Annotated in this window: 24 protein-coding genes and 1 pseudogene; 18 read left to right on the forward strand and 7 right to left on the reverse strand. The window is 63.2% G+C overall.

Features of this window, described 5'->3' with window-relative positions:
- Positions 1–40: 40 nt before the first annotated feature.
- The 3 genes from HWX09_RS17210 (at position 41) to HWX09_RS17220 (ending at position 2,699) form a co-directional block, all read left to right on the forward strand.
- Positions 41–781 (forward strand): 3-ketoacyl-ACP reductase, encoded by a 741-nt coding sequence (locus HWX09_RS17210; RefSeq protein ID WP_027784565.1) that lies wholly within the window; start codon positions 41–43, stop codon positions 779–781.
- Between the two features lie 119 nt (positions 782–900).
- Positions 901–1,467: a polyhydroxyalkanoate synthesis repressor PhaR gene (gene phaR, locus HWX09_RS17215; protein ID WP_027784564.1), complete on the forward strand. Its 567-nt coding sequence runs from the start codon at positions 901–903 to the stop codon at positions 1,465–1,467.
- 389 nt (positions 1,468–1,856) lie between these two features.
- The gene (locus tag HWX09_RS17220; protein WP_027784563.1) at positions 1,857–2,699 is read left to right on the forward strand and encodes a lysozyme inhibitor LprI family protein; all 843 of its coding nucleotides are present in this window, start codon (positions 1,857–1,859) and stop codon (positions 2,697–2,699) included.
- 150 nt (positions 2,700–2,849) lie between these two features.
- Here HWX09_RS17220 and HWX09_RS17225 read toward each other — a convergent pair whose 3' ends face one another.
- A complete protein-coding gene (locus HWX09_RS17225; RefSeq protein WP_027784562.1) occupies positions 2,850–3,104 on the reverse strand; it encodes a hypothetical protein in 255 nt (84 codons plus the stop codon).
- A 602-nt stretch (positions 3,105–3,706) separates the two neighbouring features.
- Here HWX09_RS17225 and HWX09_RS17230 point away from each other — a divergent pair.
- From HWX09_RS17230 to HWX09_RS17250, 5 genes are all read left to right on the forward strand, one after another.
- A complete protein-coding gene (locus tag HWX09_RS17230) occupies positions 3,707–4,288 on the forward strand; it encodes a hypothetical protein (protein WP_155257371.1) in 582 nt (193 codons plus the stop codon).
- A 517-nt stretch (positions 4,289–4,805) separates the two neighbouring features.
- Positions 4,806–6,167, forward strand: a complete 1,362-nt coding sequence (gene rimO / locus HWX09_RS17235) for a 30S ribosomal protein S12 methylthiotransferase RimO (protein ID WP_027784561.1) — start codon at positions 4,806–4,808, stop codon at positions 6,165–6,167.
- A gap of 3 nt (positions 6,168–6,170) precedes the next feature.
- A complete protein-coding gene (locus HWX09_RS17240) occupies positions 6,171–7,097 on the forward strand; it encodes a sugar kinase (RefSeq protein ID WP_027784560.1) in 927 nt (308 codons plus the stop codon).
- A gap of 119 nt (positions 7,098–7,216) precedes the next feature.
- Positions 7,217–7,759 carry a hypothetical protein gene (locus HWX09_RS17245; RefSeq protein ID WP_027784559.1) on the forward strand — a complete coding sequence of 181 codons (543 nt, stop codon included), beginning with the start codon at positions 7,217–7,219 and terminating at the stop codon, positions 7,757–7,759.
- Between the two features lie 113 nt (positions 7,760–7,872).
- Entirely contained in the window at positions 7,873–9,054 is a 1,182-nt protein-coding gene (locus tag HWX09_RS17250; protein ID WP_027784558.1) for a cystathionine beta-lyase, read from the forward strand.
- An 87-nt stretch (positions 9,055–9,141) separates the two neighbouring features.
- Here HWX09_RS17250 and serB read toward each other — a convergent pair whose 3' ends face one another.
- Complete coding sequence (serB, locus tag HWX09_RS17255) at positions 9,142–9,987, reverse strand: phosphoserine phosphatase SerB (protein WP_027784557.1); 846 nt, start codon at positions 9,985–9,987, stop codon at positions 9,142–9,144.
- 200 nt (positions 9,988–10,187) lie between these two features.
- Positions 10,188–11,129: a LysR family transcriptional regulator gene (locus tag HWX09_RS17260; protein ID WP_027784556.1), complete on the reverse strand. Its 942-nt coding sequence runs from the start codon at positions 11,127–11,129 to the stop codon at positions 10,188–10,190.
- 124 nt (positions 11,130–11,253) lie between these two features.
- Here HWX09_RS17260 and HWX09_RS17265 point away from each other — a divergent pair, with 124 nt between their 5' ends.
- Together HWX09_RS17265 and HWX09_RS17270 are read left to right on the forward strand one after the other, a co-directional pair.
- Positions 11,254–12,270: a zinc-binding alcohol dehydrogenase family protein gene (locus HWX09_RS17265; RefSeq protein ID WP_027784555.1), complete on the forward strand. Its 1,017-nt coding sequence runs from the start codon at positions 11,254–11,256 to the stop codon at positions 12,268–12,270.
- A 155-nt stretch (positions 12,271–12,425) separates the two neighbouring features.
- A complete protein-coding gene (locus HWX09_RS17270; protein ID WP_027784554.1) occupies positions 12,426–12,977 on the forward strand; it encodes a DUF6013 family protein in 552 nt (183 codons plus the stop codon).
- A 263-nt stretch (positions 12,978–13,240) separates the two neighbouring features.
- Here the strand turns inward: HWX09_RS17270 and fetB are convergent, their stop codons facing one another.
- On the reverse strand, positions 13,241–14,044 hold the full coding sequence (gene fetB / locus HWX09_RS17275; protein WP_027784553.1) for an iron export ABC transporter permease subunit FetB: 804 nt from the start codon (positions 14,042–14,044) through the stop codon (positions 13,241–13,243).
- Positions 14,041–14,742, reverse strand: a complete 702-nt coding sequence (locus tag HWX09_RS17280) for an ATP-binding cassette domain-containing protein (protein WP_027784552.1) — start codon at positions 14,740–14,742, stop codon at positions 14,041–14,043. Before HWX09_RS17280 ends, fetB begins: the two co-directional genes overlap by 4 nt.
- 152 nt (positions 14,743–14,894) lie before the next feature.
- Between HWX09_RS17280 and HWX09_RS17285 the strand changes: the two genes are divergently transcribed.
- Positions 14,895–17,183 (forward strand): AsmA family protein, encoded by a 2,289-nt coding sequence (locus HWX09_RS17285; protein ID WP_027784551.1) that lies wholly within the window; start codon positions 14,895–14,897, stop codon positions 17,181–17,183.
- A gap of 6 nt (positions 17,184–17,189) precedes the next feature.
- On the opposite strand, the gene HWX09_RS17290 is transcribed toward HWX09_RS17285, so the two are convergent.
- Positions 17,190–17,642: a lipocalin-like domain-containing protein gene (locus HWX09_RS17290; RefSeq protein WP_027784550.1), complete on the reverse strand. Its 453-nt coding sequence runs from the start codon at positions 17,640–17,642 to the stop codon at positions 17,190–17,192.
- A gap of 162 nt (positions 17,643–17,804) precedes the next feature.
- Between HWX09_RS17290 and HWX09_RS17295 the strand changes: the two genes are divergently transcribed.
- From HWX09_RS17295 to HWX09_RS17325, 7 genes are all read left to right on the forward strand, one after another.
- A complete protein-coding gene (locus HWX09_RS17295; RefSeq protein ID WP_027784549.1) occupies positions 17,805–19,397 on the forward strand; it encodes an ABC-F family ATPase in 1,593 nt (530 codons plus the stop codon).
- 721 nt (positions 19,398–20,118) lie between these two features.
- Positions 20,119–21,582 (forward strand): caspase family protein, encoded by a 1,464-nt coding sequence (locus tag HWX09_RS17300; RefSeq protein ID WP_080681342.1) that lies wholly within the window; start codon positions 20,119–20,121, stop codon positions 21,580–21,582.
- A gap of 376 nt (positions 21,583–21,958) precedes the next feature.
- Positions 21,959–22,378, forward strand: coding sequence for a hypothetical protein (locus HWX09_RS17305; RefSeq protein WP_155257370.1), 420 nt, complete (start codon positions 21,959–21,961; stop codon positions 22,376–22,378).
- A 114-nt stretch (positions 22,379–22,492) separates the two neighbouring features.
- Positions 22,493–23,086 (forward strand): recombinase family protein, encoded by a 594-nt coding sequence (locus tag HWX09_RS17310; RefSeq protein ID WP_027784547.1) that lies wholly within the window; start codon positions 22,493–22,495, stop codon positions 23,084–23,086.
- Positions 23,087–23,088: 2 nt separating this feature from the next.
- Complete coding sequence (locus HWX09_RS17315; RefSeq protein WP_027784546.1) at positions 23,089–23,589, forward strand: hypothetical protein; 501 nt, start codon at positions 23,089–23,091, stop codon at positions 23,587–23,589.
- A gap of 58 nt (positions 23,590–23,647) precedes the next feature.
- A complete protein-coding gene (locus HWX09_RS17320; RefSeq protein WP_027784545.1) occupies positions 23,648–23,875 on the forward strand; it encodes a transcriptional regulator in 228 nt (75 codons plus the stop codon).
- A 74-nt stretch (positions 23,876–23,949) separates the two neighbouring features.
- The gene (locus tag HWX09_RS17325) at positions 23,950–24,165 is read left to right on the forward strand and encodes a hypothetical protein (RefSeq protein WP_027784544.1); all 216 of its coding nucleotides are present in this window, start codon (positions 23,950–23,952) and stop codon (positions 24,163–24,165) included.
- Between the two features lie 536 nt (positions 24,166–24,701).
- Here the strand turns inward: HWX09_RS17325 and HWX09_RS17330 are convergent.
- Positions 24,702–24,768 (reverse strand): annotated as a pseudogene (locus HWX09_RS17330) (plasmid pRiA4b ORF-3 family protein); the annotation flags it as partial.

Raw genomic sequence — 24,768 nt, forward strand, 5'->3', positions numbered from 1 at the left:
CCTTCGGCAGCTCTCGAAACCAAAAAATGGAGTGAGATTTATGTCTCAGCGAATTGCGTACGTAACGGGCGGGATGGGCGGCATCGGCACCAGCATCTGCCAGCGCCTGTCGAAAGACGGCTTCAAGGTGGTCGCAGGTTGCGGCCCGAACTCGCCGCGCCGGGTGAAATGGCTCGAGGAGCAGAAGGCGCTCGGGTACGACTTCATCGCGTCGGAAGGCAACGTCGGCGACTGGGACTCGACCAAGGAAGCGTTCGACAAGGTCAAGGCGGAAGTCGGCGAGATCGACGTGCTGGTCAACAACGCGGGCATCACGCGCGACGTCGTGTTCCGCAAGATGACGCACGAAGACTGGACCGCCGTGATCGACACCAACCTGACGAGCCTGTTCAACGTGACGAAGCAGGTGATCGACGGGATGGTCGAACGTGGCTGGGGCCGCATCATCAACATTTCGTCGGTGAACGGCCAGAAGGGGCAATTCGGCCAGACGAACTACTCGACCGCGAAGGCCGGCATTCACGGCTTCACGATGTCGCTCGCGCAGGAAGTCGCGACGAAGGGCGTGACGGTCAACACCGTGTCGCCGGGCTACATCGGCACCGACATGGTGAAGGCGATCCGCCCCGACGTGCTCGAGAAGATCGTCGCGACGATTCCGGTGCGGCGTCTCGGCGGGCCGGAGGAAATCGGCTCGATCGTCGCTTGGCTCGCGTCGAACGATTCCGGCTTCGCGACGGGCGCCGACTTCTCGCTGAACGGCGGCCTGCACATGGGCTGAGCGTCCGGGCTGCGCGGGCCGGGTGGCCGCGCAGCCGGACGTTTTCCGAAGGCCCCCGCCTCCCGGATTCGGGCGGCGGGGATTCGTCACTTGCGCTACGCTGCACTCAAAGGCGTTACATGACTACTACAAAGAAGACGGCCGAACGGCTCATCAAGAAGTACCCGAACCGCCGGCTCTACGATACCGAGACAAGCACGTACATTACGCTCACCGACGTGAAGCAGCTCGTGCTCGAGCAGGAGGATTTCAAGGTCGTCGACGCGAAATCCAACGAAGACCTGACGCGCAGCATCCTCCTGCAGATCATCCTCGAGGAGGAGAGCGGTGGCGTGCCGATGTTCTCGTCGTCGATGCTGTCGCAGATCATCCGTTTCTACGGTCATGCGATGCAGGGCATGATGGGCACGTACCTGGAAAAGAACATCCAGGCATTCATCGACATCCAGAACAAGCTCACCGATCAATCGAAGAACCTCTACGAAGGTAACGCGATGAATCCGGAAGTCTGGTCGCAGTTCATGAACATGCAGGCGCCGATGATGCAAGGGATGATGACGAGCTACATCGAGCAGTCGAAGAACATGTTCGTGCAGATGCAGGAGCAGATGCAGAACCAGGCGAAGTCGATGTTCAGCACGTTCCCGTTCAAGCAGCCGGGCGCATCGGAGCCCGAAAAGAAGTAAAGGATTCGCGGCAGGCCGGCCGGGGCGGCGCGAGCCGTCGGGCGTCGGCGCCGCGAAGCGGGGCGGCCGGTCGCCGTCGTGCATTCGGACGACGATGCGCCGCCGCCTGCCGAAAGATCGCCGACGGTCGTTCAGGATCGTCGGCACCGAATGCCCGTGCCCCGTGTGCGCGGGCATTGCCGTTGTCCAGTCGATCGAGATCCAGTCCATACGAATGAAAACCGGGACGCACCGTGCCCGATGGTGCGCGCTCGTGCCCGCGCGGGCGCTTGCCTGTCGTACCATGAGCGGCGCTGCGCGAAATGCGCTGGCGAGTGCCATGCATGGCGAGATGTGCGATGCCGCGTCGATGCGGGCGGCCGAGAAAAACAAACCGACTGAGAGAGAGCATGCGACGGATTCGAACGGCATCGACCGGCAGGCTGGCCGGTCTTGCTGCGATGTTCACGATGGGTGTCGGCCTGGCCGTGCCGGGCTTTGCGATGGATTGCGCCAAAGCCGTCCAGCCGATCGAGAAGCGCATTTGCGCGAGCCCCGCGCTGCGCGCGGCCGATGCGCGGATGAATGCGGCCTATGCGGGCGCGCTGCAGGCCGCGCCGGATACCGCCGTCCGCGACATGCTGGTGCGTAGCCAGCGTCGCTGGCTCGACGCGCGCAACAAACGGCTCGATACCGATTACGACGGCCATCGGCTGGCCGTCGACGAAGTGCGCAAGGCCTTCGATCGGCGCACCGCGGTGCTGGCCGACCGATCGGGTGAAGGGCTGATCGGGCGCGCACTGGCCGAGCGGCAGTGGCTCGCGAAATACAGCGGCGGCCCGCTGGCCGGCTTCGACGCAAACTGCGATTTCATCCCCGATGATGCGAGCGGCGCGCGCGTTTCCTATGCGTGTTTCGGCGCGATTCATGTGCAGCATCACGCACGGGTGTGCAGCCAGAGCGAGGACTGGGCGACCGGCGCGGTCTATCAGTACCGCCTGGTGAGCGCGGCCGACGGCGGGAAGGTGCATCCGGTGGCGTTCTGCGAAGCGCAAGGCGCGCATGCATGCGACGGCGACAGCGCGCAGGCGGGATGGGTGCGTGCCGCGGCGTCCGGTGGCGAGAACCGTACGCCGGTGCCGGTGACCGGTCTGCCGCAACTCGACGCGGAGTTGTGGCCGCTCGCAGGTGGCAGCGATGCCGCGTGGTTCGATCGGTGTCTGAAGGCGCCGGTGTTTCCGGATGCGCACTGACGCGCAGCGTTTCGGGTTGTTCGGGCACGGCCTGGCGTTCGAATCGACGGGCTAGGGCTGGCCTGCGGCGCCGCGGGCTGGGGCCGCAGCCGCGTTGCGCGACGCGCAACGGTCAGTGGTGCGGATGAGCGCGACGCGTTCCGTCGCTGCTCAGTGCGCCGAACCGAAATCCTGATCGTCGTCCGACGGAGGAAGGTCGAGCACGAGCTTGACGGCGCTGTAGTTCGCTTTGAGCGAAAACACGCGGCCGATCACGAGAAATGTCTGATGCGAATTCTCGAGCTCGACGAAATCGCCAGGTTGCGGCACGTGCGCACCTTGATCGTAGGAAAAACTGGTGCTGGTTTGCTCGCCGATGGTTTCCGCGGCGTGCTCGGTGAATTCGATCGTGATGTGGGTGGTCATGCGGGCCCCGTTGGGTATCGATTGGAGAGAGCGGATGCCGCATTTTCGCATAGCGGGTGCTCGAATCCGTGTCGATTCTAATGCCCGCGCATCCGGGAAATGACGTCACCGCTCCGATTCGTCGAACGACACACCCGCACAGAGCCGGCTGGCACCTGTGACCGTCCTCGACCACGCGCAGGAACCACTGCGTGCCCCTGCTGACGTGCCGCTGATGGTAAGCAGGTCCCGGAGTGAAGGGGACGCATCAAGCTCCCTGTCCTTGTCGGCTGCCCATTGCGCCGCAGCCGATCGTTCATTTTGGCTCGCCGACGCGAATCATGATCGTCGCGATGCGAGCGGTGACTTGGGCGTCGCCGTAGGATGAGACCGACGGAGGGGCGTAACAGCCGCGATTTTCACGCTTATTCGGATTATGACTTTCTAAATTCGGGCAGGTTGATTTCGTGTAATCGGGTGTAATGGAATATGTGCCGGAACGGACGTATTTTGACTTTGCGCGAGCTTTTTTGCGCCACGTCATGGCCTCAAAAAAATGTTAGCGACTAGCGGGCTTTGAGTGCATTCACTTCAATCAATATGTTTTAATCTGGAGAGTAAAAATGGCATTTGTTCAATATGACGGTAGCATTCGCCTCGCCAACGGTTACCAAAAAACAGTCGGAAACCCTTGGGAGAACGGCTATCTCGGTGTGGGTCAGTCGCTGTCGAATGGAAGTGGCGACATGGTTGGGGCGTATGCGGCCACTACGAATCACGAAAAGCAAACGAAATGGATCATAAGCAAGGTGGCGTCCTCTGGCAGCGACGGCCTGGTTTATAGCGGTGATCAGGTCACGCTAAAAAATGGCTTTGATGGTACTTATTTGGGAATGTTCACCGACAATCACGTGGATAATGGTGGGTATAAGTTGCAATCGTTCACGAGCACTGCTATGCCTGGTGTTACCATCAATTGGACTGTCTTTAAATATTCCGCTCAACCGAAAACCAATGATTCAAGGTTGAGCGACACAGACGTAATCTATTTAGTAGCTACTTTTAGTTCTGGGATTGGTACTCTGTCAGGCATTCTGGATACTAATGGCTACGGTGCTAGCCAGGGCTTCCAATACCTCATCACGGGGGCGCGTCTGCTCAATCGTGATAATGGTAGCGGTTTGTGGCAGGTATTTGCATCGTAAGTCCGTATTTTAATTTCGGGAGGCGTCAATTGTTGATGCTTTGGTGGCGGGCGTAACCGCCACCAACAAGAAGGATGCAGGGCAGTTTAATCTTGCAGCATCGATTTTTCGTCAGAGTTTGAGAATGCGAACGAGTTTAATGCACCGCTTTCCTTCAGTTCTTTCGTGGTTACGACCCCAAACCTGTCGATACTGCGCATTGTTCGGCGTACATTAAGGCGCGTCCTTAAGTCGGCGTTAATAACGATGGCGTGCGCGGTGCCGTTATGCTTGCTGAACCGTATTGAACATGGCGCAGCTCACCTAGGACGCGATGCATGGCGCTTCGAATTGCAGCTGGATGCGGTCCCGGTACGCTGGCCTTGGTGGGCGCGGCGTTGATGGCATGTCGATAGGCCCTCACCCCGACGTGAACGGGATGCATCCAGCTCCAACTCGCCGCCGGCCGCTTGTTTTGCCTCGCCGCCCCTAAATCGCTGTAAACTCACGCTTTTGCTGCCAGGCCCCCACATTCCAGATGTCTCAATCCCCCAAAGTAGGGTTCGTATCCCTCGGCTGCCCGAAGGCGCTCGTCGATTCCGAACAAATCATCACGCAACTGCGCGCCGAAGGTTATGAAATCTCCGGCACCTACGACGGCGCCGACCTCGTCGTCGTGAACACCTGCGGCTTCATCGACGAAGCCGTGCAGGAAAGCCTCGACGCGATCGGCGAAGCGCTGACCGAGAACGGCAAGGTGATCGTCACCGGCTGCCTCGGCGCGAAGTCGAGCGCGAGCGGCTCGAACCTGATCGAGGAAGTCCACCCGAAGGTGCTCGCCGTCACCGGCCCGCACGCGGTGGGCGAAGTGATGCAGGCCGTGCATTCGCACCTGCCGAAGCCGCACGATCCGTTCGTCGACCTCGTGCCCGCGGCCGGCATCAAGCTCACGCCGCGTCACTACGCGTACCTGAAGATCTCCGAAGGCTGCAACCACCGTTGCACGTTCTGCATCATCCCGTCGATGCGCGGCGACCTCGTGTCGCGCCCGGTCGCCGAAGTGATGCTGGAAGCAGAGAACCTGTTCAAGTCGGGCGTGAAGGAACTGCTCGTGATCTCGCAGGACACGAGCGCATACGGCGTCGACGTGAAGTACCGCACGGGCTTCTGGAACGGCAAGCCGATCAAGACGCGCATGACCGACCTGGTCGCCGCGCTGGGCGAACTCGCCGCGCAGTACGGCGCCTGGGTGCGCCTGCACTACGTGTATCCGTATCCGAGCGTCGACGAAGTGATTCCGCTGATGGCCGAAGGTCCGTTCAAGGGCCACGTGCTGCCGTATCTCGACGTGCCGTTCCAGCACGCGCACCCGGAAGTGCTCAAGCGCATGAAGCGTCCGGCGAACGCCGAGAAGGTGCTCGAGCGCGTGCAGAAGTGGCGCGAGATCTGCCCCGACCTGACGATCCGCAGCACGTTCATCGCGGGCTTCCCCGGCGAGACGGAAGAACAGTTCGAAACGCTGCTCGACTTCGTCCGCGAAGCGGAACTCGATCGCGTCGGCTGTTTCGCGTATTCGCCGGTCGAAGGCGCGACCGCGAACGACCTGGACGGCGCGCTGCCGGACGAGGTTCGCGAGGAACGTCGTGCGCGCTTCATGGAAGTGGCCGAGGAAGTGTCGGCGAACCGCATGCAGCGCAAGGTCGGCAAGACGCTCAAGGTGCTGATCGACGAAGTCGGCGCAGAGGGCGGCATCGGCCGTACGGCAGCCGACGCGCCGGAGATCGACGGCGTCGTCTATGTCGAGCCGGCGGCGAAGGCATCGAAGCGCTACAAGGTCGGCGATTTCGTGTCCGTGAAGATCACGGGCGCCGACGGCCACGATCTGTGGGGCGAGGTGTAATCGATGGCCGCTGCATTTCCGGAGATCCTCGCGCTCGGCGAGGCGATGATCGAATTCAACCAGTCGCAGCCGGGGCACCCTGAATTCCTGCAGGGCTTCGGCGGCGACACGTCGAACTTCTGCATCGCGGCGGCGCGCCAGGGCGCATCGACGGGCTTCGTGTCGGCGATCGGCGATGATCCGTTCGGCCGCCTGCTGGCCGACATGTGGGCGGCGGAGCAGGTCGACACGACGTACGTGCGAATCGACCGCACGGCGCCGACCGGCGTGTATTTCGTCACGCACGGCGTCGGCGGCCACCAGTTCGACTATCTGCGCGCGGGGTCGGCTGCGAGCCGCTATGCGACGGGCGACCTGCCGCTCGACGCGCTGGCGGCCGCGAAGGCCGTGCACCTGTCGGGCATCAGTCTTGCGATCAGCACGGCCGCGTGCGACGCGGCATTCGCGGCGATCGACCATGCGCGTCGCAACGGCGCGAAGGTCAGCTTCGACACGAACCTGCGCCTGAAGCTGTGGCCGCTGCCGCGTGCCCGTGCGGTGATGCGCGAGGCGCTGCGCCAGACGGACATCTGCCTGCCGAGCTGGGACGACGTCACGGCGCTCACGGGCGCGAACGATCGCGACGCGATCGTCGACGCGATGCTCGAACACGGCCCGCAGGTCGTCGCGCTGAAGCTCGGCAAGGAAGGCGCGTATGTCGCGACGCCGCACGAGCGGCGCGTCGTGCCGGGCTTCGCGGTCGATGCCGTCGACGCGACCGGCGCGGGCGACTGTTTCGGCGGCGCGTTCGTCGCGCGGATCGTCGCGGGCGACGATCCGTTCGCGGCCGCGCGTTATGCGAACGCGGCGGCGGCGCTGTCGACGACCGGTTACGGCGCGGTCGCGCCGATTCCGCGCCGCGATGCGGTGGAAAGCCTGATGCAGGGCTGACGCGAAACGCGCACGCCGACGCATTCACGGCGCAGGCTTGCGCGGTGACGCAAGCGCCGGGTCTCGACCCGGCACGGTCCGCGATGGTCGGGCGAATCTGAAGCAAGGAGCAACACAAGGTGGGTCGATATTCGGAATGGCAACGGGCGCTCGTCGTCGCGGGCGCGCTCGCAGCGGGCATCATGATGCCGACGGTGGTCGCGGCGCAGGCGGTGGCACCCGGCGTGCAGCAGGATGAACCGGCGCCGGCGCGGCCGCTGAAGCCGAATCCCGAGTTCTCCCGCCTGCCGCGCTACGAAGGCACGCTCGGCGATCGGCCGATCGTGGTGCATCTCGGCCCCAAGACGGACGAGGAAGGCGTGCACGGCGAATACCAGTTCGCCGACACGGGCGAGGTGGTGCTGCTCGCGGGCGACCGCGACGGCGATACGCTCGAGATCGAGGAGTCGAACGATGGCACGAACATCACCGGTGTGTGGATCGGCCGTTTCGACGCGACGGGCGACCTGAAGGCCGACCGGATGAATTCGGACGAATCGGATCCGCAGCCGGTCGTGCTGCGTCTGGCGCCGGGCAAGCGCGCGGCGCTGCAGGTGCGCGACGGCCGCGTGCGCGAAATCGAGACGGTGGGCGGCGTCGTCAACTTGCGTACCGACGACTGAGTGCGTGCTGGCTCGGTGCGCGCGGCGCGCATTGTACCGGGCCAAGCGCGCCGATTTTGGCTACTCTAGCGACATATTCCGCAACCGAACGGCCTCGTGCCCGGCCTCCAGTCATGACTGCATCCACTTCCAAGCGCGCGCTGCAAACCCGCATCGTGCAACCCGACGACGTCATTCCCGAAGGCTTCCGTTCGTTCGTGCCGCCGGTCGCGCGCGCGTCGACGGTCGTGTTCCCCGATCTCGCGACGATGCGCGCGCTGGTCTGGCACGACGACAACCAGTGGCGCTACGGGCTGCACGCGACGCCGACGTCGCTCGCGCTCGCGCAACGGCTCGCCGAGATCGAGGGCGGCACGCACGCGCTGCTGCAGCCGTCGGGCCTCGCGGCGATCATGAACGTCTACTTCGGGCTCGTGAAAGCGGGCGACGACGTGCTGATTCCGCATAACGTGTACGGCCCGAACGCCGATTTCGGCAACTGGCTCGCGAACGATTTCGGCATCGTCGTGCGTTTTTACGATCCGTTGATCGGCGCCGGCATCGCCGAGCTGATCCAGCCGAACACGCGCCTGATCTGGATCGAGGCGCCCGGCTCGGTGACGATGGAAGTGCCCGACGTGCAGGCGATCACCGCGGCCGCGAAGGCGCGCGGCATCGTCACCGCGATCGACAACACCTATTCGGCGGGCCTCGCGTTCAAGCCGTTCGAGCACGGCGTCGACATTTCGGTGCAGGCGCTGACCAAGTACCAGTCGGGCGGCAGCGACGTGCTGATGGGCGCGACGATCACCGCGAACGCGGAACTTCACGCGAAGCTGAAGCTCGCGCGGATGCGCTGCGGGATCGGCGTGTCGGTCGACGATTGCTCGCTCGTGCTGCGCAGTCTGCCGAGCATGCAGGTGCGCTTCGACGCGCACGGCAAGAGCGCGCTCGCGCTCGCGCAATGGCTGAAGGCGCGGCCGGAGATCGCGGCGGTGCTGCATCCGCAGATCGCCGACTGCCCGGGGCACGCGTCGTTCATGCGCGATTTCACCGGCGCGGGCGGGCTGTTCTCGGTGGTGTTCGACGCACGCTACAGCGCGGAGCAGGTCGACCGTTTCGTCGAGTCGCTCGAGCTGTTCGCGATCGGCTGGAGCTGGGGCGGCGCATGCAGCCTCGCGATGCCTTACGACGTCGCGTCGATGCGTCCGGACTGGCCGCATCGCGGCACGCTGGTGCGTTTCTACGTCGGTCTGGAAGAAGAAGCCGATTTGCGCGCGGACATCGAGCGCGCGATGCAGGCCGCACTCGGCTGATCGCCGGCCGGCAACGTCCGGCACGAAAACGAAACGCCGGCGCGATGCCCTATCGCGCCGGCGTTTTTCATTGAGGGTGCGGCGGGATCAGAACAGTCGCAGCAACCCGTCGAGGCCGACATGGTCGAACGCGACCGTCGCCGCGTCGCGCACGACGGGCTTCGCGTGGAACGCAACCGACAGCCCGGCTTCGGCCATCATCTTCAGGTCGTTCGAGCCGTCGCCCATCGCGATCGCACGGCGCGGCTCGAGGCCGAGCGACGCGCATGTCTCGCGCAGCAGGCGCGCCTTCACGTCGGCGTTGACGATCTCGCCGAGCACCTTGCCGGTGAGCTTGCCGTCGACGATCTCGAGCGTGTTCGCATGCGCGTAGTCGATGCCGAGGCGGGCTTTCAGCCGCTCGGTGAAGAACGTGAAGCCGCCCGACACGAGCAGCGTCTTCATGCCGGCGGCCTTCACGCCGGCCAGCATCGTCTCGGCGCCCGGCGACAGTTGCAGCCGTTCTTCGTACACGCGCTCGAGCGCGTGCGCGTCGAGCCCGGCCAGCAGCGCGACGCGGCGCGTGAGGCTTTCGTTGAAATCGCGGATCTCGCCGCGCATCGCCGCTTCGGTGATCTCGGCGACCTGCGTTTTCAGTCCGCAGAAATCGGCGATCTCGTCGATGCATTCGATCGTGATCAGCGTCGAATCCATGTCCATCACCGCGAGCCCGAAATCGCCGAGCGAGAGACCGGCCTCGACGAAGCCGAAGTCGAGCGCATGCGTGCCGCAGTATGCGTCGATGTCGAGGCGCTGCGCCGGGCTCGCGTTTTCGACGCGCAGCGCGTGATCGTCGGTCTGCACGATGCGGGTGCCGCGCGACAGCGCGAGCAGCGGTTTGTGATGGGCGTCCGACAGCGGCGAAAGACTCTGGATGACGAGATTGTGGGTCATGACGAGTGGTAGGAAGACGGATGAATGACGCGCGCGGCCCACGGGCGGCCGCCTGCGAACGCGGGCCTCATGCGGCTGCGGGCCATTGCGACGCGAACGCGCCATTGTAGCCGGTTGGCCGGGACGGGCGATCGCGGCAGGTACGAATCCTGAGGCCGGACTCGAACCGGCACGCCCGCCGCGCGAATCGAACGCCGCCGCTATCGCCCGTCCGCTCGGTCCCAGTACGGCGGATCGCCGAAATGCTCGGCCAGGAACGCGATGAACGCGAGCGTTTTCAGCGGCACGTGCGCGCGGCTCGGATAAACGGCCCAGATCGCGACGTCCTCGGCGAACGGGTAGTCGTCGAGCACGGTGACGAGCGCGCCGCTGGCGAGCAGCGGACCGACGTCCCAGGTCGACTTGATCGCGATCCCGAAGCCGTCGACGAGCGCTTCGCGGATCGCCTCGCCGTTGCTCGCGACGAGCCGCCCGCCGACCCGCACCGTGAACGGGCCCTGCGGCGTCGCGAACGACCAGTCGCGCTGGTCGCCGAGGATCACGCATTCGTGCTGCGTCAGGTCGGCCGGATGGCGCGGCGTGCCGCGTTCGGCGAGATAGGCGGGCGAGCAGCACAGCACGCGGCGATTGACGGCGAGCTTGCGGGCGACGAGCGTCGAATCCTTCAGCGCGCCGAGGCGGATCGCGACGTCGTAGCCGTCGTCGACCAGATCGATGATCTCGTCGGACAGCCGCAGATCGAGCGACACGGACGGGTAGCGGCGCAGGAACGCCGGAATCACCGGCGCGACGTGCTGGCGGCCGAACGACGACGACATCGACACCTTCAGCCGCCCGTACGGCTCGCTGCGGCCGTGGCCGACCGATGCGCGCGCGGCATCGGCGGCCGCCAGCAGCGCGTCGGCGCGCGCCATGAAGACTTCGCCATCCTGCGTGAGGCTGATGCGGCGCGTGGTGCGGTGCAGCAGCCGCGCGCCGAGCTGGCGTTCGAGTTGCGCGATGCGCGCGCTGGCGACGGCGGCCGACACGCCGAATTCGCGCCCGGCGGCGCTGACGTTCGCGAGCAGTGCCGCGCGCACGAACAGCGCGACGTCGAGCAGGTCGAGCGGCTTGTCGGGCGCCGAAATTGGTTCGGACCTCATTATTCTGAAATTCCTGAAAATGTTTCAGGAAATATAGCGGTTTTCTCGAATGATCGGGGCGCCTACGATGGCACGTATGGAGGTTGCGCCGCAGCCTGCCGGATTCCCTGAAAGGAGTATCGAGATGAAAGCCGTTGGATTGACCCGTTATCTGCCGATCGACGACCCGCAAGCGTTGCTCGACGTCGAACTGCCGCAGCCCGTGCCGGGCCCGCGCGATCTGCTCGTGAAGGTCGACGCGATTTCCGTGAACCCGGTCGACACCAAGGTGCGGGCGCCGAAGTCGCAGATCGAGGAGACGCCGCGCGTGCTCGGCTGGGATGCGGCCGGCACGGTCGTCGCGGTCGGCGCCGAGGTCACGCTGTTCCGGCCCGGCGACGAAGTGTTCTACGCGGGCAGCATCACGCGGCCCGGCGCGAACAGCGAATTCCACGCGGTCGACGAGCGGATCGCCGCGCTGAAGCCGCGCACGCTCGACTTCGCGGCGGCCGCCGCGTTGCCGCTCACCGCGCTGACCGCGTGGGAAGCGCTGTTCGACCGGTTGCGCGTGTCGCCGCAGGGCGCGGACGCCGGCAAGTCGGTGCTGATCATCGGCGGCGCGGGCGGCGTGGGCTCGATTGCGATCCAGCTCGCGAAGACGCTCGGCAAGCTGCACGTGATCGCGACCGCGTCGCGGCCGGCGTCGGCCGAATGGGTGCGCGCGCTGGGCGCGGATGCGGTGGTCGACCATTTCGGCGATCTGCCGGCGCAATTGCGCGAGGCCGGCCATCCGGCCGTGGACTACGTGCTGATCTTCAACGATACCGACCATCATTTCCCGGCTGCCGCGGAAGTCATCCGGCCGCAGGGCGGCATTTGCACGATCGTCGAGAACGCGAAGCCGGTGCCGGTCGAATTGCTGAAGGCGAAGAGCGCCGCGTTTCACTGGGAGTTCATGTTCACGCGTGCGATGTTCGAGACGCCGGACATGATCGAGCAGCACAAGATCCTGAGCGAGGTGGCGCGGCTCGTCGACGGCGGCACGCTGCGCACGACGCTCGGCGAACAGCTCGGCACGATCAATGCCGAGAACGTGCGGCGCGCGCACCAGATGCTCGAGGGCGGACGCGCGATCGGCAAGCTGGTGTTGAGCGGCTTCTGAGGGCAGCGCGTAAGGTTGCGGCGCCGCGAACGCAAGCGGGGTAACACCCGATGCGTTTGCGGCGCATTGCATCCCGCTTGGCGGTAGACTGGCAGCGCATCATGCATCGAAAACCGCGCGGCACGCGCGTGCCGCCGCATTACAAGGAGGTCAGCATGAGCCAACGCAGCTTGTCGGTCGCCGCATCGTGGTCGGTCGTGTTCGCGGCGGCGTGCGTCAGCGCGAGCGTATTCGCGGCGCCGCCGGTCAAGGGCAGCCTGAAGGGCGGCGGGACGGGACAGCTCGAATACACCGTCAAGGTCGATTCGAAGACCTTCGGCAATACGCAGGAAACCCGCAAGATCCGCTCGGGCGAGACAGACGATTTCAACTGGAAGTCGGTGCCGCCGAGCGGTGCGGTCGCGATGCCGGACGGCTGTCCGAACGCCGGCAACCTGCCGCGCGACGCGAACGGCGCGATGGTGCGGCAGACCCAGGTACGGCTCGCACCGTCGGTCGATGCAAAGGGTGTCGCCAACGTGCAGTTGAGCTTCCAGGCGGCCGCGCCGAAGGGCACGCGCAGCGTGACGGCCGGCGGCAAGTCGCTGCAGTGTCCGGACGTCGTGTCGGTAAGCCAGGTGAAGTGGGTGTCGGTTCCGACCAACGGCGGGTCGAAGTCCGTGACGATGAGCGACGGCACCAAGGTGACGGTGTCGATCAAGCATTGAGCGGTGCGCGGGCCGGCGTTTCGTCCGGTGCGCGCGCAACCGGTTCGATTGGCGGGGAGCGGGCAGGGCGGCACGCGAGCACGGCGAGCACGTCGTGCCGTGTCGCCGTCGTAAGGCGTCCGCTGCGTACTCCGCGGTACGGCGCCACGGCCGTGCAACCGCGATGCGTGACGTCATGCGGATGTCACGTCATGCTCGCCCGCATCCTGTCCTTCCGCTCATGACATCCCGATGAAACTTCGCATGCGCGCGCTACCGCCGCGTCAGTGCGTGCGCTCTTCGAGCCGCGACGCGAGAAAGCGGTGATCGGCCGAGAACAGCCGGCGATAGGTCATCAGCACCGCGCCGACGGTGCCGAGCGCGGACGCCGCGGCGATCAGGAACATGATCACGATCTGGTAACGCACGGCCTGCAGCGGCGACTGGCCGGCCAGCACCTGGCCCGTCATCATCCCCGGCAGGCTCACGACGCCGACCACCGCCATCTGGTTCAGCGTCGGCAGCATGCCCGCACGCACGGCCTGGCGCGCGGCGTCCTGCGCGGCTTCCCAGCGCGTCGCGCCGAGCGCGAGCGCGGTTTCGACGCGATCGCGGCGCGCCGTGAGCTCTTCCATCATCCGCTCGACACCGAGCGAGACGCCCGTCAGCGTATTGCCGAGAATCATGCCGAGGATCGGGATCGCGTACTGCGGCGCGAACCACGGATGGATGCGGATCACGACGAACAGGCCGACCGCCGCGACGAACCAGCTGCTGAACCAGATCGACGCGATGCTGTCGATGCGCTGGCCGCGGTACGTGCGCTTGCCGCGCCCCGCGCCGGCGAAACCGGCGATCAGCGTCATCAGCGCGGTGAGCGGCAGCACGACGTACCAGTGCGGATGGCCGAACACCCAGCCGAGCACGTAGCCGATCGCGAGCAACTGCACGACGGTGCGCACTGCCGCGAGCGCGAGCTTGCGGCCGAGGCCGAGCGACAGCGCCGCCGAGATCGCGCCGTTGACGGCGACGAGCGCGGCGGCGATGCCGACGTCGACGAGGCTCAGGTCCTGCAGGGCGGGGCTCATTGCACAGCCTCCGTCGGGTTGGCCGCACGCAATACGCCGGCCTGCATCACGAGCCGCATCGCGCCGATCCGCGCGGCCTGGGCCGGATCGTGCGAGATCCACATGTAGGCGCGTGCGTCGGGCGCCGCGTCGAACCACGCCCCGACGAGCGCTTCGATCGCGCGCGCCGATTCGGGATCGAGCGCGGAGGTGGGCTCGTCGAGCAGCAGCACGTCGGGATCGAGCTGCAGCACGCGCAGCAGCGCGGTAATCTGCGCCTCGCCGCCGGACAGGTCGCTCGCGCGCTTGTCGAGAAAGTCGGCGCCGCGGCCGGCCTGCGCGGCGAGCGCTTCGGCGCGCGCGCGATCGAACGCGACGTCGCGATAGATCGCGAGCGAGTACGGGTAGCGCAGCTGGGACTCGACGGTGCCGTCCATCTGGGCGGGGCGCTGGCGGACATAGGCGACGCTGCGCCGGTAGCGCGGAATCATACTGCGCCGGATCCCGCGGCCGCGCCACAGGAGGCGGCCGCCGTCGAGCGGATCGAGCGACGCGAGCGCGCGCAGCAGCACGCTCTTGCCCGACCCGGACGGGCCCGTCACAGCAATTCTCGATCCCGCGGCGAGGCTGAAATCGGTCGGGGCGAGCAGCGTCTTGCCGCTGCTGGCATCGCGCCGCGTGATGTGCTGCGCTTCGATGAGGCCGGTGGGGGATGTCATGTCACAAATGAAAAAAAGCGTTAATGGCGCCGGAAGGCCGCCATGTCGTGCGTCATAATACCGATTGAAAAGCCGCCGTTGTCGTGCGCCGTTCGTCCACGCAAGCGGACCGGCATGGTGCGGCAACGCTTCAGAACAACAACGGAACCGCCATGACGCTAACCCGAGCCATCGGCAAATCGGCTGCATGGATCGTCGGTATCGTCGCGGTGCTCATCGCGGCGGCCGGCGTCTTTCTCTTCACGTTCGACTGGAATCGCGCGAAACCGTGGGTCAACGAGCAGGTGAGTACCGCACTCGGCCGTCCGTTCGCGATCAACGGCGATCTCAAGGTCGGCTGGCGTCGCCCCGATGGCGAGACCGGCTGGCGCGCGTGGGTGCCCTGGCCGAGCTTCTCGGCCACGCAGCTCGAGATCGGCAATCCCGACTGGGCGAAGGCGCCCAAGTTCGTGACGCTCGATGCCGCGCACTTCGATCTCGCGATCCTGCCGCTGCTCGCGCATGAAATCGTCATCCCGTCGATCGACGTCGTGAATCCGGCCGTCGATCTGGAGCGGCGCGCGGACGGCAGCAATACGTGGACCTTCCAGTTCAAGCAATCGTCGCAGCCGTCGCGGTGGAAGGTGAGGCTCGACAGCTTCGGTTTCGCGAAAGGCACCGTCACGTATCGTGACGCGATCACGAAGGCCGACCTGACCGTCGCGATCGATACGCTCGGCCAGCCGATCCCGCTCGGCGACGTGCTGAAGGAACAGGAGCAGACGTCGCGTGCGGCGTCGGCGCAGCGCGTCGGCAAGCATGGCGCCGCACAACTGGGTGCCAAGGCCGATGCGGAAGCCGCGTCGAGCGCGTCGGGGGTGAGTGCGGCCGCGGCCTCGGGCGCGTCGGCCGCGAGTGTCGTTGCGTCGGCTGCTTCCGGTTCGTCGGGTTCATCCGCTTCGTCCGCGTCGGCGGCCACTGCCGCGTCCGGCGCGAGCGGGGCCGCGGCGCCCGCGAAGCCGTCCGGCCCGACCTATGCCTTCGGGTTGAAGGTCGACGGCCGCTACAAGAACGTGCCGATCAACGGCACCGGCAAGGTTGGCGGTGTGCTCGCGATCCAGGATACGTCGCGACCGTTCCCGCTGCAGGCGGACGTGAAGGCCGGCGATACGCGGCTCGCGATCGTCGGCACGCTGACCGATCCGATGCATCTTGCGTCGCTCGACCTGCGGTTGTGGCTGCAGGGCACGTCGATGTCGCACCTTTACCAGCTCACCGGCATCACGCTGCCCGATACGCCGCCTTACGCGACCGAAGGGCGCCTGATCGGCAACTTCAAGCCGCATGCGAGCACCTTCCGCTACGAGAACTTCAACGGCCGCGTCGGCGGCAGCGATCTCGGCGGCACGCTCACGTGGGCGCAGCGCGAGCCGCGGCCGAAGCTGTCGGGCGAACTCGTGTCGAACCTGCTGCAGTTCTCCGATCTCGCGCCGGTGATCGGCGCCGATACGGCCGCAAGCAAGGCCAAGCGCGGCGACACGACGCGCCAGCCGCCGGACCGCGTGCTGCCGGTGGAGACGTTCCGTACCGAACGCTGGAGCGCGATCGATGCGGACGTGAAGTTCACCGGCCGCAAGCTGATCAAGAGCGCGCAGTTGCCGATCAGCAACCTGTACACGCACATCCTGCTGCAGGACGGCGTGCTGTCGCTCGAGCCGCTGCAGTTCGGCGTCGCGGGCGGCACGCTCGCGACGAACGCGCGTCTCGACGGTAGCCGCACGCCACTCAAGGGCCGCTTCACGCTGGCCGCGCGGCATCTGAAACTCAAGCAGCTGTTCCCGACGCAGAAGGTGATGCAGACGGCGTTCGGCGAAATCAACGGCGACGCGTCGCTGTCGGCAACGGGCAATTCGCCGGCCGCGCTCGCGGCCACGTCCACCGGCGAAGTGAAGGCGCTGATCACCAATGGCCGCATCAGCCGCTTGCTGATGGAGGCTGCGGGGTTGAACGTCGCGAACGTCGTCTACGAGAAGCTGTTCGGCAACCGCGACGTCAACATCAATTGTGCGGCAATCGATTTCGTGGCGACCGACGGCATGCTCGATCCGAAGGTCTTCGCGCTCGATACCGACGATGCGCTCATCAACGTCGACGGCCCGGTCAACCTGCGCGACGAATCGCTCGACCTGAAGATCCATCCGCACACGAAGGGCTTCCGGATCTTCTCGCTGCGCTCGCCGTTGTATGCGAAGGGCACGTTCAAGAACCCGAAGGTCGGCGTCGATGCGGGCGCGCTCGCGCTGCGCGCCGGCGCGATGATCGGGCTCGGGCTGATCAACCCGTTCGCGGCGCTGATCCCGCTGATCGCGCCGAGCAACAACCGCGACGTGCCGTGCTCGGAACTGTTCGGGCAGATGAAGGCTCAGGCGGCGCAGAAGGCGGCCAGGAAGGCCGGCAAGTAATGCGCGTCAGCGGCCCGCGCGCGCCCACAGCAGCACGGGGTTGCCTTCGCGGCCATCGATCCGCACCGGCGCGACGGTGCCGAGCTGCAGGCGATCGCCGTCGAGCATGACGGCCCGCTGCTGGACGTTGCCGATCCAGTTCGGGAACAGGCTGACGTCCATTTCGTGGGTCAGCGTGCCGTCGTCGGCGACCCGGAAGGGGCCGGAGTAGGCGATATAGCCGCGCGCGGCGGCCGCGCATTCGTCGTCGGTGCCGCCCTGGAGGTCGCCGTTCGAGTAGCGCGGCCGACCGGCGGCCATGAGCTGGGCGGACATGTAGCCGTCCGGCGTATAGAGGATCCAGCCGCGCACGTCGCGGCCGAGCGGATAGGCGACCGCGCCGCCGTCGCACGGACGGACTTCGTAGGACACGAGGCGCCATGCGCCGACGAGTTGTTCGCGAAGCTGGCTGGCGAGCATGCGGGATTCCGGTAAGACGGCGGTGGAGCGCGTGCCGTCGTGTTGACGGGCCGCCGGGCGGCGGGCCTGGAATGGGCTGCCGGGGCGGTGCGATCGGCAGTTTCGCCGACACCTGCTAAAATACACGGTTTTCCGTCGATTTCTCTCTTAACGGGACCTGCCGTGCTTTCTACTGCCAACATCACGATGCAATTCGGGCCGAAGCCCTTGTTCGAGAATATCTCGGTCAAATTCGGCGAGGGCAACCGCTACGGTCTGATCGGCGCAAACGGCTGTGGCAAGTCGACCTTCATGAAGATCCTCGGCGGCGACCTCGAGCCCAGCGGCGGCAACGTCGCGCTGGAGCCGAACGTGCGCCTCGGCAAGCTGCGCCAGGACCAGTTCGCGTACGAGGACGTGCGCGTGCTCGACGTCGTGATGATGGGCCACACCGAGATGTGGGCCGCGATGACCGAGCGTGACGCGATCTACGCGAACCCGGAAGCCACCGACGACGACTACATGCACGCGGCCGAGCTCGAAGGCAAGTTCGCCGAATACGGCGGCTACGACGCCGAAGCGCGCGCGGGCGCGCTGCTGCTCGGCATCGGCATCGAGGAGAAGTTCCACAACGGCACGATGGCCGACGTCGCGCCGGGCTGGAAGCTGCGCGTGCTGCTCGCGCAGGCGCTGTTCTCGAAGCCGGACGTGCTGCTGCTCGACGAACCGACCAACAACCTCGACATCAACTCGATCCGTTGGCTCGAGCATACGCTCAACGAGTACAACTCGACGATGATCATCATCTCGCACGATCGTCACTTCCTGAACTCGGTGTGCACGCACATGGCCGACATGGACTTCGGCACGCTGAAGGTCTGGCCGGGCAACTACGACGACTACATGCTCGCATCGGCACAGGCGCGCGAACGCCAGGCCGCGGCGAACGCACGTGCGAAGGAGCGCGTGGCCGAACTGCAGGATTTCGTGCGCCGCTTCTCGGCGAACAAGTCGAAGGCGCGCCAGGCAACCAGCCGCGCGAAGCAGATCGACAAGATCAAGATCGAGGAATTCAAGCCGTCGTCGCGACAGAACCCGTTCATCCGCTTCGAGTTCGAGAAGAAGCTCCACAACGTCGCGGTGGTCGCCGAAGAGATCACGAAGAAGTACGATCGCACGATCTTCCAGAACTTCAACCTGTCGGTGCAGCCGGGCGAGCGCATCGCGATCATCGGCGAGAACGGCGCGGGCAAGACGACGCTGCTGCGCTCGCTGCTCGGCACGCTGCCGCTCGATCACGGCACGGTGAAGTGGTCCGAGAACGCGAATGTCGGCTACATGCCGCAGGACACGTACGAGGAATTCCCGAACGACATCACGCTGATGGACTGGATCGACCAGTACCGCAAGGACGGCGACGACGAAACGATGGTGCGCGGCACGCTGGGCCGTCTGCTGTTCTCGTCGGACGACATCAAGAAGTCGGTGAAGGTGCTGTCGGGCGGCGAGAAGGGCCGCATGATCTGGGGCAAGCTGATGCTCGGCCGCCACAACGTGCTGCTGATGGACGAGCCGACCAACCACATGGACATGGAATCGATCGAGTCGCTGCAGATCGCGCTCGAGCAGTTCGAAGGCACGCTGATTTTCGTGTCGCACGACCGCGAGTTCGTGAGCGGGCTGGCGAACCGGATCATCGAAGTGCGCACGGACGGCACGCTGTTCGACTTCGGCGGGAATTACGAGGAGTTCCTGACGAGTCAGGGGCAGGAGTAAAACTGCCGGTTTGTCCCAAGACCGCCTTTCATGTGTCCCGGATTGTCCCACGGAATTGTCCCGTTGGGACAATGGCCGAGCTCAGGAGATATGGTGAGGCTGAACATATAGGGCGGGACCGCTAGAAATTTGAAAGGCCCACATCGGCAGATTGTCGGTGTGGGCCTTTTCATTTCCAGTCCGTGATTGGTCGCGCTACCCAAAGTCAAGAGGAACTGCCCCAGGCTGACTCTGTTGACTAGACTTCGCAAGAACGAAGGAGGTGGATCAAGAGTGAAGAGGGGGCGAGGTAGTTCCGATAATCCCGGAAACCAAGGGCAAGAAGCCGCATACACTACCGATAGCGGAACCGTGAGATACCGGAAAAGCGACGCAAGGGGCTGCATAGGCGTGTGAGGCTGTTCGAAGGCTTGTCGGTCGATCACGTTACGGAGATGGCTGAGCGTGTGCGCGCGCCAACATTCACGCTGCACGACCTGCGGAATCTACTAGCGAGTGCGGGGCTCGGTTGAGGCTTGGGGGCGCGATTCGTCTGCGGATTTTGGACCATGCTTCGAGGCGGAGAGATGTTCTGAACAGACACTATGTGAGCTTGTCGCACGCAGATATAGCAAGTCCGCTTGTTCGGATTCAGGCCGCCTTTGTGATCTGACAGAATTACTTGCGTACAATCTAATTGATGGTGGATCGGTGTGACATCAACATTACGGGGTATTAGAAGATGGGGATAAATTTAGCAATCGTAGTCGGCATTACAAACTACGTGAATGAGAATCAACGGCTTTCCGCTTGCGCGAATGATGTCTCTATTGTTCAGGAGATGCTCCAGGGATCCGGTAAGTTTCGAGAAGTATTTGTTGTGCCATCGGAAGATGGTACGCTCCTGAAATCTAAAATAGCAGATTTTGTCACGCGATATAGGATTGAGGAGGTTGATGATCTGCTATTTTATTTCACGGGGCACGGAGACTTTTCGGACGAAGAATTTCGATATCTTCTGAGAGATTATTCGCCGGCTAAACGCGCGCAAACGTCCCTCTCAAATAGCGAGCTAGACAATTTCCTCAGAAGTCTGAACCCGAAGGTGGTTGTTAAGGTTGTAGATGCTTGCTACTCGGGAATGCCTTACATTAAGGATGGTTCAAACTTTAACGATTACATGAAATCTGCGACGAAAGGCGCTTTCGAAAAATGCTACTTCCTATGTAGTTCGCAAAGTGATCAGCAGTCTTGGGCTAGTGAAGAAATAAGTGATTTCACCAAGGCATTCGTGGCGGCGATTGCCGAAGCTCCTGCCGAGTCAATTCGCTATAAAGATGTGATTGATTTTATAGCGGATGCCTTTCGAGCAGTACCAAGTCAACGCCCGCTATTTGTTGTCCAGAGCGACTTCACGGAGGTCATGGGCCATTTCTCGGAGCAAGTGCGGTCGCGACTGAAAGAGCGCCTTGCGTCATTTGTATCGAATACACAGATGACGGTACAGCCAATGTCAACAAAGACGAGTCTCCTTGAGAAGGCGAGGGCGGCCGCGAAAGACTATGTTTCTATGAATCAAGCGATGGATGCGGTACAAGGTATAAAAACCGAACTTGAAGCGCGGAGCTTGACGGATCAATTTCTAGAGATGTTTGAGATAAATCGAATTTTCTTTGATAATTTTTTGCTTTTGCCGAATGAAGAAGCATTGGGGAAGTGGGTCTCAAAAAATGACAAGAAATTTTTCGCCTCCCCTAGGTATGATACTGAAACATATGAGGTCGAATCCACATTGAGCGCTCTGATGGGCGCGCTGGGCGATGGGAGGAAAATAACAAAAACAAGGCAGGTTATATCTGGTGTAAAAACGCAAATTAAGGAATTGCCGTTTTATTCATTTCAAATTATACTAAAGCCGAAGCTGCCGAATTTAACTCAGTATGGTGGTTGGTTTACATACTTTTTATCCAAAACCAGCTTGCAGTCGTTTATTTGCTTCGAAGAATACAAGGAGGTTGCTTGGGGGCAGTACAGTCGCTCGTTTGTTTCTGAGTGGATGCCTGCCGAGTTCAATCTGGCAGGATTCGATGGTGGAGGACCGTTGGTAAATACGTTTGTGACCGAACTTGAGCGGTTTGTTTCGGGAAAGGTTGCATCTGGCCTAGGCTTCGAGCTTGACGAGTCCAATAGCGAGGAGGCAAGTTAGCAGCGCGAAGTGTAGAGAATGGCCCCCGGGGTTGCACGGTGGGGGCCTGGGCCGCTACCTGATCGGCTTCGACCGGTGCTTACAGGTCTCAAATGTTGGCCGGGAAAATCTCAGAGGGTATCTGATAAAGTCCCGCCGCGAAATTCCCCCCGGTGGCCCTCCCGATTCTCACGGGCACGCCACCATGATGCGCATCCGATAGCGCGCGCGATTCCTGATGCGTGGGCGCGCATCTTGTTAGGCATTGTTGCTGCGTTTTACTGTAGATACGCTGTAGCGTGCTCAGACAGTTGGATAACTATCGGGATATGCGATGCAACATGCTTATGCTGCTATCGGCCGTGCTGTGATGGCGGCGCAGTCATTCGAGACGTCGATGGTCCCCATCTTCGAAGTGTTCAAGTCTCACTCGGAGCCTGGATACCTCGCCAAGACAGGCGGTAAGCTTCCTGATGGAGCGTTCAAAGCGCCCCTCCGGAACATCCTCAAGGAATTAACGAAGAGAGACGGTATCGACCCTGAGCTGGAGGCCCTTATCGATTCGTTCATCGAAGACCGGCATACACTGATTCACCGATGTATCTACACGTTCGGGTGGCCTGAAGATGGCGATGCTGAGGGGTTCGGTCCGATTGTGGAGCTCGCTAGCCGAGTAGAGAAGACGGCCAAGGAACTGATACGCATTCTATGCGGCTATGTCGTTACCTATGGTGATCCGGAGTGGGCCGAAGCGAATCCTGATGAGTACAGGATCAGGATGGCCGCGATTTTCCAGCAAGCACACCGCACTAGATGAGTCCAAAACCGTTCCCTTTCGGACATGGGCTGTGAGGGGTGTCCGAAAGTATGCTTGTAAACTATTCGGACATAGCATAAGATTCGTACATCTATTTCGTACAGGATGTCCGCTATGTCCCGTGTCTTCGCTTACTGCCGTGTGTCCACTCATGACCAATCCACCGAAAACCAGCGCCTAGAGATTGAGCGGGCAGGGTTCGCTATCGACAAGCGGCGCATCGTTGAGGAATCCATTAGCGGCTCTGTAGCTGCCTCCGAGCGCCCTGGCTTCACGCGCTTGGTGGACCGCATGGAGTCAGGCGATGTATTGGTGGTCACCAAGCTGGACCGGCTGGGCCGTAACGCGATGGACGTACGGGCCACCGTGGAGGCTCTGGCGGGTCTGGGAGTGAAGGTCCATTGTCTTGCCTTGGGCGGGGTGGACCTGACCAGCGCGGCAGGGAAGATGACGATGCAGGTACTGAACGCCGTAGCTGAGTTTGAACGGGACCTGTTGATTGAGCGGACCAATGCTGGCATCCGGCGGGCTCGCGTTGAGGGGAAGCAATTCGGCAGGCCATCAGCGTTGACCAGCGAGCAGCAAGCGGAGGTAGCTGAGCGACTGGCCAAGGGTGAGGCTGTAGCGGCCCTAGCGCGGGACTTTAAGACCAGCCGTCAGACCATCATGAGACTGAGGGAGAAGGCCATGACGGCTGTCGGAGTCTGATCATGGAACAGCAATTTCCGAAGGAAGGCTTCTTTGACCTGACAGCAGCAGAGCTCTTTGGGCTCGCTTGCGAGCAGTACGGTCGCTTTTATCGCGACCAGTCCACTCTTAATGCGTATCAGGTTGCAGTCACGCTATTCCACTTGTTGGACTGGCTGGTGAAAGATGGGACTACGGCCAACAGGAAACGAATCATTGAGGCGAAAGACCCCGAAGCCAGGACGGCGGAAGAGGCGCTGGTATTGGCGATTCATCAGTTACCTGCATTTCGTGCAGTAATGAGCGCGGCAAACAACGCGAAGCATCGGGAGCTTGACGGTACCCGGCCCGCATACACGAAAAAGCGGCGGATTGGGTTCTTTGTGGGGGTATCTAGGGCCGGCGACTCACTAGGGGACGAGCATCTAATTTTGGATATTGGTGACGAAGAGGTGTGGCTTAGGGATGCGTTCTGGGTCGTGCTAGAACGGTATCGGGAACACTTCGAAAGCTCTAAAGCGTGACACCGGTTTCCCCCGGCGCGTAAACTTTCGGTTCCACATCACGAACCGGAGAGCCGCCATGACGGCAATCACGCAACCGACTCCCGCTGAAGTCCGAAAACTCTTAGACGAGTCAGGCCTGAGCCGCGAACAATTCGCAGAGCTGGCCCACGTATCGAAGCTGACCATCCACAAGTGGGTCTTGCCGGAAGATAACCAGAATCACCGAGGGATTCCGCTGGCAGCTTGGGAACTGCTGTTGCTGAAGCTGGGCAAGCATCCGGCCAAGAAACTGATTGACGCGTAACCCATTGGGTTATTAGAATCGATTTCCGTGTGGCAAGCAATTCAGCAAGCCCCGTTACCTGACAAGGTCTAAACATGTTCCAGATCACCATCAGCACCCACCGGTTCTCCCTCTGCATCGGTCAGGGCACCGCGTCCCTCCGCATTGGCTCCCGTGAATTCTTGCTGCTCCGTGATTACGTTGAGCGCAGCCGTAAGCCCCGCCTGTTGGAAACCTTCCGAGACACTGAAGCCCGTAGCTGGGAGGCGCTGGTAATGCGCCGCTGGTTGGTCTCCAGTTCCCCGGCCTGAGCTTCTGAGGGGGCTGACCGGTCAGCCAGAATTTTCTCCATCGAAGCGCCTCCCGGAAACGGCTGGCGCTTTTTGTTTTGTCGAACCGGCTGAGTGACAAGCTGGGCGGGGCTTCGGCGGCGATTCGCTTGCTAAACCCTCACTCTCGTAGATACGGGCACTGTTCTTAACCCCGACTCTCGCAGATGGGCACGCCTAGACGCCCACGCTCGGAGCTACGGGCACTCAGAGACCACTCTCGCTAGAGCTGTCCCGTCTCGTCTGCATCAATCCCATTCCCCCCGCTTCCATGCCCACCGGGCAGGGTTGGACGCGTCCATCCTCCGCCCACCATAAGGACCCTCTATGACTCCCTCCACGCCCCCATCCAACTGGCCTCCGGTTTCCCCATCCGGCCGCATCACGTACCGCCCAGCAACTCCCAAAGATGCCACCGAGCTGGCCCTTAAGCTGCGCCAATCGGACATCGCTGAGATGGCCCTGACCTGGGCTGGTTCGCCGTAAGCGTGGAGCCGATACCATCTTGACGGGGTGAGTTACCGGTTTCCCCAACGATTGGATGCCATACGTAGCAGCGTGGCATTGGCAGCACGTAGATCGAAC

The organism is Burkholderia sp. BCC1208 (assembly GCF_902833095.1).
In the GTDB taxonomy this organism is placed as follows: domain Bacteria; phylum Pseudomonadota; class Gammaproteobacteria; order Burkholderiales; family Burkholderiaceae; genus Burkholderia.

Excerpts from the sequence above, each read along its gene's own strand:
- HWX09_RS17300 (WP_080681342.1), top strand. The coding sequence starts at position 20,119 with ATGGGGATAAATTTAGCAATCGTAGTCGGCATTACAAACTACGTGAAT.
- HWX09_RS17280 (WP_027784552.1), bottom strand. The coding sequence starts at position 14,742 with ATGACATCCCCCACCGGCCTCATCGAAGCGCAGCACATCACGCGGCGC.
- HWX09_RS17305 (WP_155257370.1), top strand. The coding sequence starts at position 21,959 with ATGGTCCCCATCTTCGAAGTGTTCAAGTCTCACTCGGAGCCTGGATAC.
- HWX09_RS17250 (WP_027784558.1), top strand. The coding sequence starts at position 7,873 with ATGACTGCATCCACTTCCAAGCGCGCGCTGCAAACCCGCATCGTGCAA.
- HWX09_RS17310 (WP_027784547.1), top strand. The coding sequence starts at position 22,493 with ATGTCCCGTGTCTTCGCTTACTGCCGTGTGTCCACTCATGACCAATCC.
- HWX09_RS17260 (WP_027784556.1), bottom strand. The coding sequence starts at position 11,129 with ATGAGGTCCGAACCAATTTCGGCGCCCGACAAGCCGCTCGACCTGCTC.
- rimO (WP_027784561.1), top strand. The coding sequence starts at position 4,806 with ATGTCTCAATCCCCCAAAGTAGGGTTCGTATCCCTCGGCTGCCCGAAG.
- fetB (WP_027784553.1), bottom strand. The coding sequence starts at position 14,044 with ATGAGCCCCGCCCTGCAGGACCTGAGCCTCGTCGACGTCGGCATCGCC.
- HWX09_RS17220 (WP_027784563.1), top strand. The coding sequence starts at position 1,857 with ATGCGACGGATTCGAACGGCATCGACCGGCAGGCTGGCCGGTCTTGCT.
- HWX09_RS17225 (WP_027784562.1), bottom strand. The coding sequence starts at position 3,104 with ATGACCACCCACATCACGATCGAATTCACCGAGCACGCCGCGGAAACC.
- HWX09_RS17210 (WP_027784565.1), top strand. The coding sequence starts at position 41 with ATGTCTCAGCGAATTGCGTACGTAACGGGCGGGATGGGCGGCATCGGC.
- HWX09_RS17315 (WP_027784546.1), top strand. The coding sequence starts at position 23,089 with ATGGAACAGCAATTTCCGAAGGAAGGCTTCTTTGACCTGACAGCAGCA.
- serB (WP_027784557.1), bottom strand. The coding sequence starts at position 9,987 with ATGACCCACAATCTCGTCATCCAGAGTCTTTCGCCGCTGTCGGACGCC.
- HWX09_RS17285 (WP_027784551.1), top strand. The coding sequence starts at position 14,895 with ATGACGCTAACCCGAGCCATCGGCAAATCGGCTGCATGGATCGTCGGT.
- HWX09_RS17270 (WP_027784554.1), top strand. The coding sequence starts at position 12,426 with ATGAGCCAACGCAGCTTGTCGGTCGCCGCATCGTGGTCGGTCGTGTTC.
- HWX09_RS17320 (WP_027784545.1), top strand. The coding sequence starts at position 23,648 with ATGACGGCAATCACGCAACCGACTCCCGCTGAAGTCCGAAAACTCTTA.
- HWX09_RS17240 (WP_027784560.1), top strand. The coding sequence starts at position 6,171 with ATGGCCGCTGCATTTCCGGAGATCCTCGCGCTCGGCGAGGCGATGATC.
- HWX09_RS17290 (WP_027784550.1), bottom strand. The coding sequence starts at position 17,642 with ATGCTCGCCAGCCAGCTTCGCGAACAACTCGTCGGCGCATGGCGCCTC.
- HWX09_RS17230 (WP_155257371.1), top strand. The coding sequence starts at position 3,707 with ATGGCATTTGTTCAATATGACGGTAGCATTCGCCTCGCCAACGGTTAC.
- phaR (WP_027784564.1), top strand. The coding sequence starts at position 901 with ATGACTACTACAAAGAAGACGGCCGAACGGCTCATCAAGAAGTACCCG.
- HWX09_RS17325 (WP_027784544.1), top strand. The coding sequence starts at position 23,950 with ATGTTCCAGATCACCATCAGCACCCACCGGTTCTCCCTCTGCATCGGT.
- HWX09_RS17265 (WP_027784555.1), top strand. The coding sequence starts at position 11,254 with ATGAAAGCCGTTGGATTGACCCGTTATCTGCCGATCGACGACCCGCAA.